Raw genomic sequence first — 14,224 nt, 5'->3', positions numbered from 1 at the left:
AAAAAAATAAGGTGTGTGCAATTATGAATCATATATGTGTTTTTTTTGTGCGTTGTGTAAAGGTGTTTTGTGTGCTGATGGGTTGTAGTTTTTGGTCAATAAGACAAAGAAAAGTGTTAGATAAAATTACGATAAATATCTAATAAAAAATAACTTTAAATTAAGCGACTTTTTAAAATACTGGCAAGTTTTTTGGGATGGCACGGAATTCGCTTTAGGATCAAATCATTGTCGATTCATCACTTAAGCAGAGGACGAATGCGAAAGAATTTGCTTAAATGGAAAATGGATAACAACAAACACATCAGTTTAAAAACAATGAATAAACCAGCACTTATGCGGGTATCACGGGAAAGGTAAAAATTGGAAGCCAAAAATTTAAGAATCGCCATTTTGACCCTGCTGATTTCATCGGGCTGTATGCTGCAAGCCAATGCTGCGGCACAGTCCAACAAGATTTTACACGTGGCGATGGAAGCACCTGATGATGGTTTTGATATGGTCAAAACCTACAATTTTTACAGTGGAAAAATCGCCGAAGTCATTTTTGAACCTTTGCTGAAATATGATTATCTGGCGCGACCCGTGCAGTTGGTTCCCAATACCGCACAGGCTTTGCCTCTCATTGAACAGAATGGCAAGGTTTATACCTTTAAAATTAAATCTGGGATTTATTTTTCACCTGATCCCGCGTTTAAAGGGCAGCACCGTGAACTGAAAGCCCAAGATTATATTTACAGCATTCAGCGCATTTTAGATCCGAAAAACCGCTCTACCACTTACTCGTTCATTGATGGAAAAATTGTAGGTGGTAATGAAGCCAATGCACTGGCCAAGAAAACAGGCAAGTTTAATTACGATGCTCCGATTGCAGGTTTAAAAGCCCTCGATCCCTATACCTTACAAATTACCCTGACCCGTCCTGATTATAATTTTCAATACATTCTGGCTTATGTGACTTTTGGCGCGACTGCACGGGAAGTGGTTGAATATTATGGAGATCGGATTGCACAGCATCCTGTCGGGACTGGACCCTATCAACTGAGTAAATATGTGCCGCGTAGTAAAATTGAATTGACTGCCAATCCCAATTACCGTGGTTTTGTCTGGAATTTTAAATCGACAGGCACAGCTTGGGACAACAAACTGGTTCAGCAAATGTCGGGCAAACAGATGCCACAAATTGGCAAAGTTGAGGTCAGCATTATTGAAGAAGAGCAGTCGCGCTGGCTGGCATTTAAAACAGGACAGCTCGACTTTGATAAATTGACTTCAAATGCTGTGCCACAGGCATTGGATGGTCAAAAACTGAAACCTGAATTGGTTAAGCAAGGCATTCAGCATTATCCCAATAAAGATCCCGAAATTACCTACACCATGTTCAACATGAAAGACCCGATTGTAGGGGGATTCAGTCTCGATAAAATTGCCTTACGTCGTGCCATTAGTTTGTCATTTAATCAAGACGAAGCGATTAAGCAACTCTACAAGGGGCAGGCGGTAAAATCGGAAATGCTGATTCCAGATGGGGTTCAGGGCTTCAATCCGAATTACCGCAGCAGTCTGGCTTATAACCCGGTCTTGGCGAATAAACTGTTGGATCGTTTTGGTTATAAAAAAGGTGCAGATGGTTATCGCACTTTACCTACGGGCAAACCGCTGACTTTAAAGTTTATGACCGAGAACAGTTCTAGTTCGGTGGTACAGTCGGAATTATGGAAAAAGAATCTAGATGCCATCGGCATTCGGGTCGATTTTCAGGTCAGTAATTTTGCCGATAACTTAAAGGCTGCCACTCAATGCAAATATATGGTCTGGGGCGGTGCTTGGATTGCAGATTATCCTGAAGGGGAAAATTTTGCCCAGTTACTGTATGGACCGAATGCCGCACAGGGCAATTTAAGTTGCTATCAATCCAAAACTTATGATGCGTTGTATTTGCAAATGTTGAGTTTAGCACCGCAACAACGCCTGCCGTATTATGAAAAATTAAGCCGTCAAATTGAAGCCGACAACCCATGGATTATTCATAGCAGCCGTATTCGTAACTGGTTGCTGCATCCGCAGGTTCAGGGTTTTAAAGCCCATCCGATGATGAATAGCAATTGGCAATATCTGGATATACAGCCTGAAAAAAATAAATGAATTTGGAAGAAGCATGAAACAGTTGAATCAACAAATGCAACATTGGGTAAAAGGGATATTCGCGGGCAGCCTTTTAATCAGCAGCGCTGTGAGTGTCTGGGCACAAAGCCCTGCCGATCCGCACAAGGTTTTACGTTATGTGTTTCCCGTAGCTGAAACGGGTTTTGATCCCGCAGGTGTGCATGATCTGTATTCGGCGCATGTCAATGGTTCCATCTTTGAGACTTTATTTACCTACGATTATTTGGTATCACCCGCAAAGCTGGTGCCGCGTACCGCAGTTGCTTTACCCGAAGTCAGTGCAGATGGGTTGACTTATACCATACGCCTGCAAAAGGGGATTTATTTTGCCGCAGATCCCGTGTTTAAAGGTAAAAAGCGTGAGCTGACCTCAGCTGATTATGTCTATACCTTTAAGCGCTTGCTTGATCCGAACTTGCGTTCACCTAATAGCTGGTTACTGGATGGACGAATTTTAGGAATGGATGCGGTACTGAAACAGGCGGCAAAAACAGGCAAGTTTAATTACGATCAACCTGTTGCTGGTTTACAGACCCCAGACCGTTACACTTTGGTGATTCGGTTAACCAGTCCAGATCAAAACTTTCCAATGCTGCTGGCACATCAGCCTGCGGGGGCTGTGGCACGTGAAGTGATTGAAAAATATCGCGACAAAGCAGGTTTTGTGATGGGGCATCCTGTCGGGACGGGGCCGTATCTGCTGACCCGCTGGACACCGGGTTCACGGATTATTTTAAAGGCCAATCCTGATTTTCGTAGTTTTGTCTGGAACTTTAAAGCATCTAGTGCAGAAGATCAGAAAATTGTGAAAGCCATGCAAGGCAAAAAAATGCCGCAAATTGGCGAGATTGATATTCAGGTGATGGAAGAAGGGCAATCTCGCTGGTTATCGTTTATTAAAGATGAAATTGATCTGTTTGCCTTGGATGGTGAGTTAACCGTTCAGGCGCTGCAAAATGGCAAACTCAAACCCGAACTGGCGAAAAAAGGCGTTCAACTGTCACGGATTACCGATCCTTCCATTGATTATCATTATTGGAACATGCAAAACCCTGTGGTGGGTGGCATGAGTAAAGACAAAATCGCGTTGCGTCGTGCCATGGCAATGGCATTCTCTCCTGAAAATTACATCAATATTTTGCAAAAAGGCGATGCTGAACGCTTGCAAGCCCCGATTCCAAATGGTGTAGTGGGCTATGACCCCAACTATAAAAGCAGCATTCCTTATTCCGTCAAAGCCGCCAATCTGCTGTTAGACCGTTATCACTATAAAGTCGGTGCAGATGGTTGGCGAACTTTGCCGAATGGCAAACCTTTGCAAATTGAGATGACTATCTCGGGCAATAATGCACGCAGTCAGCAACAGGCAGAATTTTGGAAGAAAACGCTGGATAGCATCCACATTAAAATGAGTACCCAGTCTTTGCCTTTTGCCGAAGCGCTAAAGCTGGAAAAACAGTGCAAGACCATGTTTAAAAGCTCAGCGTGGATTGCCGATTATCCAGATGCCGACAACTTTATGCAGTTGTTCTATGGCAAAAACATCAATGTGACCAACAATGCCTGCGTGAAAATTCCTGAATATGACCGCTTGTATGAGCAGACTCAGAAAATGCCACCAAGCCCAGAGCGGGATGCCCTGTATCGGAAAATGTCACGTTTGCTTGAGGTGTATATGCCCGTGCAGATCATTGGCGCACGTTATCGCAATGTCTTGGCACAACCACGTGTGATTGGTTTTAAAAAGCATCCGATTCTGCCTGCGGAATGGATGTACATCGATATTGACATGAAGAAATAGAAATTAAATAAAACTGGAGTAATGATGAATCACCCGACTTTTAAATTGACCGCACTCGGCGTTTTAACTTTTGCTGTACAGCAGTTTGCTTTTGCAGATTCTCCCACGCGTCAGACCTTGCCGCAATTTCAAGCCCAAGACATTCCTGCTTTGTGTGATGCCAAAATTCAGGACATTAATAAACAGTTAAAGATTTTTGCCGCTAAGCCGATGTCGGCAGAGCAGAATGCAGCGCCCGTACTTGCAGAATGGGATCGTATCTTTGCTTCATTTGAAGATTTTTATGGACCCATTGGCTTATACAGCAATGTTTCGCCAGATGCGGCACTGCGTAAAGCGGCTGAAGATTGCGAAATCAAGATTAGTCAGTTCCAGACCGATATTTATCAAAATCCAAAACTCTATCAACAAATTAAGAACACCCAAGCCAAGGATGCGATTGATAGCAAGTTTCGTGAAGACTTACTCAACGATTTTGAAAAAACAGGGATTCAGTTGAGTGTCGAAAAGCAGGCACGCTTAAAAGTAATTTTGGCTGAACTGGCGAAGATTGAGCAGGAATATGCACGCAATGTACGTGATAATCCACAAAAACTGGAGTTTACGCCTGCTGAATTAAAAGGCTTACCACAAAGCTATATCGATGCCTTAAAAAAGAATGACAAAGGCAATTATTTACTTGGGTTTGAATATCCTGAATATCGCCCGTTCATGGAATTGGCAGACAACGATGCGGCACGCAAGCGTTATCAAATTGCCTATACCCGCCGTGGTGGCGAGCGTAATTTGGCATTATTGAAACAAGCCATGGACTTGCGATATGAACTGGCACAATTGTTTGGAAAATCCAGTTATGCCGAGTGGGCACTGCATAAACGTATGGCGGAAACCCCTGAAACCGTGAATAAATTCTTGTCAGAGGTACATGCAACGGTTGCGCCTTTAGAGCAAAAAGAAGTGGAAACACTGCGTGAGTTTCAAGCTAAAACGCTAAATGTTCCTGTAGCACAAGCCAAGATTGAGCGTTGGAGTGAGGCTTATTGGAGTGAAAAGCTGCGTAAAGCCAAGTATCAGGTCGATCAAGAAAAAATGCGCGAGTACTTCCCAACCCAAGCGGCGCAGGACTGGCTATTTGCGATTTCATCCAATCTGTATGGCATTCAATTTAAGCCTATCAAAGTCGGTGTTTGGCAAAACGAAGTTGAGTACTACGATGTGACCGACAAAAAAACTGGACAGCTTTTGGGGGGCTTGTATGTCGATAAATTCCCACGTGAAGGCAAATACGGACATGCCGCGGTGTGGGGTGTTTATGGTGGCAGCAGTCTCACAGGACGCAAACCGATTTCAGCCTTGGTCACCAACTTCAATCGTAAAGGTTTAAACAGTGATGAGCTGGAAACTTTTGTGCATGAGTTCGGGCATGCCTTACATGGTATCTTGTCGAACACCCGCTATTCAGCACAATCAGGCACTTCAGTAGAGCGTGATTTTGTTGAAGCACCTTCGCAAATGTATGAGGAGTGGGCGCGTCGCAAAGAAACCTTATCCAAAGTAGCGGATTACTGTAACCCTGCTTGTCCACGCGTGGATGATACGCTGATTGCCAAACTGAATGCAGTACACAGTTATGGTCGTGGTTTGCACTATGCCCGTCAAACCCTGTATGCCCAATACGATATGGCACTACATGGTAGTGATGCCTTAAAAGTTCAGCCCTTAGAGGTCTGGAAGAAGATGGAAGGAGCAACCGCATTGGGCTATGTTCCAACGACGGCATTTCCAGGGCAGTTTGGGCACATCATGGGTGGCTATCAAGTGGGCTATTACGGCTATATGTGGTCTGAAGTTCTGGCTTTAGACATGCTGTCGGCATTTGGTAATAACTTGAATAATCCCGAAGTGGGGCAGCGTTATCGTCAGACCATTTTATCGCAAGGCGGGCAGAAGCCTGCGGAAGATTTGGTCAAGGATTTCTTGGGGCGTAAACCAGACAATAAAGCCTTTTTTGATGAAATTACTGGTCAACGGGTTAAATAGGGGGCATCAAGATGCTGGCATATATCATACGTCGCCTATGGCAGATGATTCCGACCATGCTCGGAGTCGTGCTGCTGATCTTCTTTCTGTTTAACTGGGTGGGTGGGGATCCTGCCTATATTCTGGCGGGTAAAATGTCCAATCCAGAACAGATTGAAAATATTCGCCAACAGTTGGGGGTGGATCAACCCTACTATGTACAGTTGTGGATTTTCATCAAGCAGATTTTGACTTTTGATTATGGTCTAAGCTGGAGTACAGGAGAGTCGGTTTCACAGATTATCACCACACGGTTAGGTCCATCGCTGACCTTATTGATTCCACTCACCATTTTACAAACCGTGATCTCGATCATTCTGGCATTGGCGGTGTCTGCGGTACGCGGCACCTTAACCGACCGTATGGTCATGATGATGTGTACCATCGGTATGTCGATCAGTATTTTGGTCTACATTATTGTTTTTCAGTATGTATTTGCGTATCAACTGAGTTGGTTCCCCGTGCAGGGCTGGAGCGATAGTTTCAGTGAAAACCTGTTTAAATATGCCTTGCTGCCGATTTTAATTATGCTGGTGGTTAGTATTGCACCAACCTTAAGACTTTACCGTAGTTTTGTGCTGGATGAAGTCAATCAGGACTATGTCCATACCGCACGTGCCAAAGGGGTAGGTGAGCGCCGCATTTTGGGTGTGCATGTCCTGCGCAATGCTTCAATTCCGATTATTACCGATGTGATGGCGACCTTGCCTGCCTTGCTCATTGGGGCATTCTTGATTGAACGCTTTTTCGGTATTCCGGGCATTGGGCGCGAAGTGATTATCGCTGTTGAGCGTAGTGACTTTCCCGTGATTAAAGCCATCACCGTTTATGTGGCAGCAGCAACCATGATTTTTAACCTGATTGCCGATCTGGTGTATAAGCTGGTCGATCCGCGCGTACAGTTGAAGTAGGTGAACTATGCTAAGTGTGATATTTAAAAGAAAAGCATTAGATACTGAAGAAACCGCGTCTTCTGGGCTGTGGCAACTGGCCATGCGCCGTTTAAAGGCGGACCGAATTGCCATGATCTCGTTGTTTGTGGTGCTGTGCTATTTTCTGATGTTGCTGTTGTCTATGACGGGGGTGATTGCCTCTAACTGGAATAAAGAGGTCGCAGTCAGTTATGCACCCCCGACCTTTATGGGCGCTGATCCTGTTAATGAAACAATCAAAAAAGAGACTGCTCAAGCACAGGCTTTACCTGAAAATCCTGTCGATCCTTTAAAAGATGTGATGCGTGAGCTGAATGCCGAAATTGCCAAGGAGCAGGCTACAGGCGGTGCGATTGATTATTATGGCGTAACTGATCCATTGGCAGAGGACATGCAGGCGATTGACCAGCAACTGGATGGGCATTTACTGGACCAACAGGCAGAACTCAAGCAGACCTTGCCTTTTGGTGCGGACAAGTGGGGGCAAGATGTCCTGCAAAAAACCATCAAAGGTGCTGAAACGTCCATTATTGTCGGGGTTGTGGCTGCGTTATTAGCTGTGTTGATTGGTACGGTGCTTGGAGCAATCTCGGGCTATTTTGGTGGCTGGGTCGATGATGTCTTGAACTGGTTTTATAACATCTTTACCTCCATTCCATATCTGTTGCTGATTTTGGCCATTGCAGCGGTACTACAGCAAAAAGGCATTGTCTCGATTGTATTGATTCTCGGTTTAACAGGCTGGACAGGAGTTTATCGACTGATTCGAGCCGAGTATATGAAACATACCTCACGTGAATATGTACTGGCGGCGAAAGCCATTGGGGTTAGTCATTTTAGACGCATGTTTGTGCATATATTCCCGAATGTTAGTCACATTGCGTTGGTACAAATTTCGATACTGGTGGTGGCATTCATTAAGTCCGAAGTCATTCTTAGCTTCTTGGGCTTTGGTGTGCCTGTGGGCGTGGTGTCATGGGGCAGCATGTTAAATGAAGCGCAAAGTGAATTGATTTTAGGTAAATGGTGGCAACTGGTCGCGGCTTCGGTGGCGATGGCCATCTTGGTCACCGCATTTTCCATGTTTACCGATGCGTTGCGTGATGCATTGGACCCAAAACTAAAATAAGAGGTGTATGAACATGACCGAGCCGCAGCAAAATTCAATCTTATTAAAAGTTGAAAATTTGAAAGTCAGTTTTAAAGCTGAAAATAAGCAATACATTGAAACCGTCAAAGGAATTTCATTTGCCATTCCGACCAATACCACCGTTGCCTTGGTGGGGGAATCGGGCAGTGGCAAGTCGGTAACCTCACTGGCAACCATGGGCTTGTTGCCGCCAGAGCAAAGTCAAATTGCTGCTGAAAGTAAAATATTATTCGAAGGCGTAAACTTACTCACCTTATCACGAGCCGAGATGCGTAGGGTTTGTGGTAAAGACATTGCGATGATTTTTCAGGAACCGATGTCATCACTCAATCCTGTGTTTACCGTGGGTGATCAGATTGCGGAAGTACTTAGACTGCATTTAGCAATGGGACGTAAGCCAGCCAGAGCACGCACTTTGGAGCTACTCAAAGAAGTGGGAATTCCTTTGCCAGAAACCAAAATTGATGCCTATCCCAGCCAGCTTTCAGGAGGGCAGCAACAACGGGTGATGATTGCTATGGCGATTGCCTGTGAACCAAAATTACTGATTGCGGATGAACCGACGACGGCACTGGATGTCACCATTCAAAAGCAGATTCTGGATTTATTACAGGACTTGCAGCAACGCCGTCAAATGTCGATGCTGTTTATTACCCATGATTTGGCTTTGGTCAGCGAAATTGCCGATCAAGTCATTGTGATGCGTCATGGTGAAATTCGTGAGCAAGGTGCAGTCGAGTCGGTACTGGAACAACCACAAGATATCTATACTCGTGCCTTATTACAATGTCGTCCGCAATTTTCACAGCGTCCGTTTCGCTTGCCGATGATCAGTGACTTTATGCAGCAACAGGGGCAGGACTGGGTCGAAAAGCAAGGGCTGGCAGAGCAGTCACGACCTCAGCGGCAACGTGGCTTAAAAGGCAATGAAGAAATCATTTTGGATGTACGTGACCTGAAAAAGTCTTTTTATAGCCGCAAAGGGCTGTTTGGTCGCGAGGAATATCAAGCGGTCAAAGGGGTGTCGTTTCAACTGGCGAAAGGCAAAACCTTGGGCTTGGTGGGAGAGTCGGGTTCGGGTAAAACCACCATTGGTCTATTGCTCATGCGCTTACAGCAGGCCACAGGTGGATCGGCGCGGATTTATGGACAAGACATTTTGGCAATGTCGGACAAGCAGTTTGCCCAGTTCCAACGTAAAATTCAGATCATTTTCCAAAATCCTTATGCCTCCTTAAACCCACGCTTTACCGTCGGACAAATTTTGCTAGAACCGATGCAGGTGCATGGCATTGGTGCCAACGATGCAGAACGGAAAAAAATCGCTTTGGATTTACTGGAGCGGGTCAGTTTGCCTGCATCGGCATTTCATCGCTATCCGCATGAGTTTTCTGGCGGGCAGCGGCAGCGGATTGCGATAGCGCGCTGTTTGACCTTAAAGCCTGAAATTCTGATTTGTGATGAATCGGTGTCGGCACTGGATGTATCAGTACAGGCACAAGTGCTGAATCTGTTGCAAGATTTACAGGATGAATTTGGACTCAGCTATATTTTCATCTCACATGATTTGTCGGTGGTGAAATATATTTCCGATCAGATCATGGTGATGAATCATGGTGATATTGTTGAAATTGCCAACTCTGATGATCTGTATCAGACTCCGCAGCATGAGTACACCAAACGACTGCTGGGGGCGATTCCCAAAGGGATTGAGCACAGTGTTTCTTAATTCTAAGTTGTAAAAAAACCGCCCTGAGGCGGTTTTTTATTGATCTGTCAGAAGTGGATTAAAACTTCTTAAAGCTTTTGTTTGCACCAAATGGCTTACGCGGCGCTTGTTCATCACGGTTGTCACGTTGACCATAGGTGCCTTTGTTGCCAAAGTTGTCACCACGGTTGTCGCGTTGTGCATAACCCGTGTTTTGACGTTGTTCACGTTGACCGTAACCTGATTGCGCATTGTCCTGACGGCGGTGTGTGTGACCATTTGGGTTTTCACGGCGCTCGCGGTTGAAGGTTGGTTTTTGTTGACCTTCATCTTCATTATCACGACGTTGCTGACGTAAGAAACCGCCACGGCGTGCTGCCAATGGTTTGTCTTGCATACGTTCAGTACGACGTTTTGCCATACCGTATAAACCTGTGCCTTGACGTGGCTTCAATTCAACAGACTTGGTTAAGTTGTCGATGTCGGCTTTGTCGAGTTCCATCCAGCGACCTGTACGTAATTCGCGTGGCAAAATTACAGTGCCATAACGGGTACGTAATAGGCGGCTTACTTTTAGACCTTGTGATTCGAAAATACGACGAACTTCGCGGTTACGTCCTTCTTTTACTACCACTTGATACCAACGGTTAATCCCATCACCACCAATTTCAGAGAACGATTCAAACTTAGCAGGACCATCATCCAACACCACACCACGTAACATGTTGTTGCGGATTTGCGGTGTGACTTCACCCATCACACGTACGGCATATTCACGCTCAATCTCATTCGATGGATGCATCAAACGGTTGGCAAGCTCGCCGTCATTTGTGAACAGTAACAAGCCTGTAGAGTTGATATCCAGACGACCGACCATCACCCAGCGATCATTGGCAATCGCAGGTAAATTATCGAATACCGTTGGGCGTTGTTCAGGATCGTTACGTGAACAAATTTCACCTTCTGGTTTGTAGTAAATCAGAACGCGACGACGAATTTCGTCTTCAATTTGGAACTGCACTTTACGACCATCGATGCGAAGCTCATCGCCTGGCTCAATACGTTCGCCCACTTGAGCAACGCGACCGTTGACACTCACACGACCAGCAGCAATGACCTCTTCCATATAACGGCGAGAGCCTAAACCAACGCGTGCGAGCACCTTTTGCAATTTTTCACTCATGACAGCATAACCTTAGAAATTATCATCAACAGTTCGCCTATTTAAGACTTCGCTGCTTGCGCATCGAGAGCCATAAAAGCTTCCTTGGCATCCTGTAGGGGAGGCAATTGACCAATGGATGTTAGGCCAAAAGCATTTAAAAACTGTGGCGTTGTAACCAACAACGCGGGTCTTCCAGGGAGTTCCCGAAAACCAGATTCTTTAATCCAGTTCCAGTCAAATAGGGTTCTCAGAATTTGACTATTATTCGAGACTCCACGAATTTGTTCAATGTCCGCACGAGTCACGGGCTGATGGTAAGCCACCACCGCCAAGATTTCGAGCAGAGAAGGCGATAAGCGTGTTGGACGCTCAGGCCAAGTTTGAGTAATGATCTGACGATACTTGGCACGCACTTGAAAACGGAAACCTTGAGCAGTTTCAACCAGTTCAATCGAGCGGCCATGTTGTAACAGCATTAATTGTTGGATCAGCTGGCGCAGTTCAGATTTGGAATATTGATCTTGAAATGCTTCTTTCAGGCGCGCGAGCGACACAGGTGCATCACTGGCGAAAATAATCGCCTCTAGCTGCATTAACATTTCATGCTGCATTTCAGCTTGTGAAAACAGATCAACATCGGTCATGCTTGAGCTCCTTGAACACTAAGAGGCACCTCTATGCCTGAACCGATAATATGAATGCGTTGCTGACGCGTCAGTTCGAGCACGGCCATAAAGGTCACGACCACGCCCATACGCCCCTGACTCGGTTTCAGCAATTCATTAAATTCTAACACTTCGCCTGCTTGCAGCTTTTGTTCAATAAAGGCAATCCGTTCTTCCAGCAAGACGGGTTCTTGCTCAATTTTATGCATGACAGGTTCTGGGCGGTTAAACACGCAAAACAAGGCATCATGTAACAGATTGACCGAAAAACCTTCATGACGCACCGCAATATCGCCCAGACTGACATTGGTTTCGAAGGTATCACGTTCAAGCACACTCATTTGACCCAAGCGTTCCGCCGCCTGCTTGACGCGAAGATAAGTTTCTAAGCGGTCAATCAGTTCTTGCTTGGGATCTTTTTCCACGGCAATGCTGCTAGGTTTCGGCAGTAACAAACGAGATTTTAAATCTGCCAATAATGCTGCCATCACCATATAGTCTGCGGTGAGCTCAATATTCAGTGACTTCATGGCATCCATATACGACAGATACTGGGCTGCAATTGGTGCAATATCTAACTGTAATAAGTCAAAGCCATTTTTTTGAATCAGGTAAATTAAAAAGTCGAGTGGTCCTTCGAAATGCTCTAAAAGAATTTCAAATGCAGCTGGAGGAATATATAAATCCTCAGGGATGGAGTCATGCCACTCATCCAGAACACGAATGTGGGGCGTATCTTCCATGGCATTATGGACGGATTGATTCATTACAGTTATTGGCCACGCGAATTTTCAAAGGCATGATTATGTGTTTTCGAATCAGTACTTAAGGGAGAGAAAGTAGAGGCGATTAAAAAATACATAATTTTAATAGGGCTTAGTGTAATGCATATTCGGGTGTGAATAAATTACTTCACCGTTTAAATAACAAAAAAAGCGCCAAATAAATACAGAGTATTTATTTGTGTGATGATGAATAAAGTGGTCTTTTATGCATTTTTAATGCGTCAAAAAATGAATAAAAGTATGTTTAAACAATAAGATACACAGTTTAAAAGAGCAGGGTATCAGAGTCGGAGGATAAAAGCTCCCTCAACTCTGATGAATGAGCTTATTCAAAAGCACTCACATCGCCCACGCCTTTACGAATCACTTCAGGATGATCGCCCGATAAATCCACAATACTGGTGGTGCTTAAAGTACCCAAGCCACCATCAATAAATACATCAATGCGTTTTTCCAGTTGCATCTCAATTTCATAAGGGTCGTCGAGTGGATCGGCAATGCCTGGCAAGATTAAGGTGCTGGTCAATAGTGGCTCGCCCAATTCTTTTAACAGCATCTGACAAATCGGGTTACTTGGAATGCGTAGACCAATAGTTCTTTTTTTTGGATGCATTAAGCGTTTCGGGACTTCACTGGTAGCAGGCAGAATAAAAGTAGTCACTGCGGGGGTATTGTTTTTCAATAAACGATACATGGCATTGTCGACTTTGGCATAGGTGGCAATGTCGGATAAATCGGAACAGATAATCGCATACTGATGTTTCGGTCCTAAGCCACGAATCTGCGAAATGCGTTCCATGGCACTCTTATTCCCGATTTGGCAACCAATGGCATAAGCAGCATCGGTCGGGTAGACCACCACGTCACCCGCACGAATGCGTTCCACTGCCTGACTGATTAAGCGCAGTTGTGGATTATCAGGATGTATTCTTAAGTGCAACATATTTTTCTCCTGATTTTTTATCTATTATCTGCTGAAATTACAACATGTTGTCATTTAACTTTGATGAATTTCTGTAATTAATCCAGCATTTCACGTTGAAACTCGCCACTTTGTAATCTTTTGCCACTTCTGGTACAAGTACAAATGCAATCTATAAAGTATTGGGCATCGCGTGGCAGCTTCATTTCTCCAGCACAATAGCGTTGAACTTGTGCATAGACATTATCTTTAAAACTTGAACCGTCGCCGCCGTCGCCGGTCAAATTATCTAATGAGACACGGAATTTACGTCCAAAGGCTTTGGCAAACATCCACTCAATGGCTTGTGGCTTAATTTCAACTTGTTCAAACAGCGCTTGTTGCTCTTGAGTACGACCATCGGGTGCGTACCAGTAACCTAGGTCGGGAAGGAGACGACGTTGTTCACCCGCAATGGTCCAGTGGCTAATTTCATGCAGCGCACTATTAAAGAAACCATGCGCAAATTGAATGCGCGCAGGTTGCTCGTGTGTCGCTGGAAAATATTCAGGTTCATGCTCACCGCGAATCAAATTCACATTAAGGTGGGAAAACCAGTAATTAAAGTGTAAGATGAGCCAGTCAACTTGTTCAGTTTCTGTCTGTAAATTCGCCCATTCCAATCGTTGCACTTGGTCTGGTGAAATGTCAGAATGGACAGTTGAAAGTGTGCTAACAAGTGATTTTTTATTCACTTCTGTTTGCGGCTGCAACAGATGCATGACTTAAGTTACCCAATTGGTCTGTCTAAATAAGTACAAAATTGTATCTTAATCTTTGACAGAGTACTGATGAATTTGTAGAATTGCCGC

General features: G+C 44.7%; 9 protein-coding genes and 2 pseudogenes. 6 read left to right on the top strand and 5 right to left on the bottom strand.

The window, feature by feature from the left end:
• Nucleotides 1-420 precede the first annotated feature (420 nt).
• From GWK51_RS03600 to GWK51_RS03575, 6 genes and pseudogenes are all read left to right on the top strand, one after another.
• On the top strand, nucleotides 421-2,145 hold the full coding sequence (locus GWK51_RS03600; RefSeq protein ID WP_161932799.1) for an ABC transporter substrate-binding protein: 1,725 nt from the start codon (nucleotides 421-423) through the stop codon (nucleotides 2,143-2,145).
• Nucleotides 2,146-2,245: 100 nt separating this feature from the next.
• Nucleotides 2,246-3,967, top strand: a pseudogene (locus GWK51_RS03595) (ABC transporter substrate-binding protein); the annotation flags it as partial.
• Between the two features lie 24 nt (nucleotides 3,968-3,991).
• Nucleotides 3,992-6,007 (top strand): M3 family metallopeptidase, encoded by a 2,016-nt coding sequence (locus tag GWK51_RS03590; protein WP_161932674.1) that lies wholly within the window; start codon nucleotides 3,992-3,994, stop codon nucleotides 6,005-6,007.
• 11 nt (nucleotides 6,008-6,018) lie between these two features.
• Nucleotides 6,019-6,957, top strand: a complete 939-nt coding sequence (locus GWK51_RS03585) for an ABC transporter permease (RefSeq protein ID WP_161932673.1) — start codon at nucleotides 6,019-6,021, stop codon at nucleotides 6,955-6,957.
• A gap of 7 nt (nucleotides 6,958-6,964) precedes the next feature.
• Entirely contained in the window at nucleotides 6,965-8,107 is a 1,143-nt protein-coding gene (locus tag GWK51_RS03580) for an ABC transporter permease (RefSeq protein WP_161932672.1), read from the top strand.
• Nucleotides 8,108-8,120: 13 nt separating this feature from the next.
• Nucleotides 8,121-9,857 (top strand): ABC transporter ATP-binding protein, encoded by a 1,737-nt coding sequence (locus GWK51_RS03575; RefSeq protein WP_161932671.1) that lies wholly within the window; start codon nucleotides 8,121-8,123, stop codon nucleotides 9,855-9,857.
• Between the two features lie 277 nt (nucleotides 9,858-10,134).
• Here GWK51_RS03575 and rluB read toward each other — a convergent pair.
• From rluB to GWK51_RS03550, 5 genes and pseudogenes are all read right to left on the bottom strand, one after another.
• A pseudogene (gene rluB, locus GWK51_RS03570) lies at nucleotides 10,135-11,019 on the bottom strand (23S rRNA pseudouridine(2605) synthase RluB); the annotation flags it as partial.
• A 41-nt stretch (nucleotides 11,020-11,060) separates the two neighbouring features.
• A complete protein-coding gene (gene scpB, locus GWK51_RS03565; protein WP_161932670.1) occupies nucleotides 11,061-11,645 on the bottom strand; it encodes an SMC-Scp complex subunit ScpB in 585 nt (194 codons plus the stop codon).
• Nucleotides 11,642-12,433, bottom strand: coding sequence for a segregation and condensation protein A (locus tag GWK51_RS03560; RefSeq protein ID WP_216071671.1), 792 nt, complete (start codon nucleotides 12,431-12,433; stop codon nucleotides 11,642-11,644). The genes scpB and GWK51_RS03560 overlap by 4 nt, the downstream gene beginning before the upstream one ends.
• Nucleotides 12,434-12,776: 343 nt before the next feature.
• On the bottom strand, nucleotides 12,777-13,394 hold the full coding sequence (locus GWK51_RS03555; RefSeq protein ID WP_161932669.1) for an L-threonylcarbamoyladenylate synthase: 618 nt from the start codon (nucleotides 13,392-13,394) through the stop codon (nucleotides 12,777-12,779).
• A gap of 77 nt (nucleotides 13,395-13,471) precedes the next feature.
• Nucleotides 13,472-14,134 carry an elongation factor P hydroxylase gene (locus GWK51_RS03550; RefSeq protein ID WP_161932668.1) on the bottom strand — a complete coding sequence of 221 codons (663 nt, stop codon included), beginning with the start codon at nucleotides 14,132-14,134 and terminating at the stop codon, nucleotides 13,472-13,474.
• Between the last annotated feature and the right edge of the window lie 90 nt (nucleotides 14,135-14,224).

The sequence above is a fragment of the Acinetobacter kanungonis genome, assembly GCF_009939195.1.
Classification (GTDB): Bacteria; Pseudomonadota; Gammaproteobacteria; order Pseudomonadales; family Moraxellaceae; genus Acinetobacter; species Acinetobacter kanungonis.
Note: the sequence above shows the minus strand (reverse complement) of the source record. Positions and strands in the feature narration are given on the sequence as shown.

Bases quoted from the DNA above. Each gene is read 5' to 3' on its own strand.
- GWK51_RS03600 (WP_161932799.1), top strand. From the start codon at position 421: ATGCTGCAAGCCAATGCTGCGGCACAGTCCAACAAGATTTTACACGTG.
- GWK51_RS03590 (WP_161932674.1), top strand. From the start codon at position 3,992: ATGAATCACCCGACTTTTAAATTGACCGCACTCGGCGTTTTAACTTTT.
- GWK51_RS03585 (WP_161932673.1), top strand. From the start codon at position 6,019: ATGCTGGCATATATCATACGTCGCCTATGGCAGATGATTCCGACCATG.
- GWK51_RS03580 (WP_161932672.1), top strand. From the start codon at position 6,965: ATGCTAAGTGTGATATTTAAAAGAAAAGCATTAGATACTGAAGAAACC.
- GWK51_RS03575 (WP_161932671.1), top strand. From the start codon at position 8,121: ATGACCGAGCCGCAGCAAAATTCAATCTTATTAAAAGTTGAAAATTTG.
- scpB (WP_161932670.1), bottom strand. From the start codon at position 11,645: ATGACCGATGTTGATCTGTTTTCACAAGCTGAAATGCAGCATGAAATG.
- GWK51_RS03560 (WP_216071671.1), bottom strand. From the start codon at position 12,433: ATGAATCAATCCGTCCATAATGCCATGGAAGATACGCCCCACATTCGT.
- GWK51_RS03555 (WP_161932669.1), bottom strand. From the start codon at position 13,394: ATGTTGCACTTAAGAATACATCCTGATAATCCACAACTGCGCTTAATC.
- GWK51_RS03550 (WP_161932668.1), bottom strand. From the start codon at position 14,134: ATGCATCTGTTGCAGCCGCAAACAGAAGTGAATAAAAAATCACTTGTT.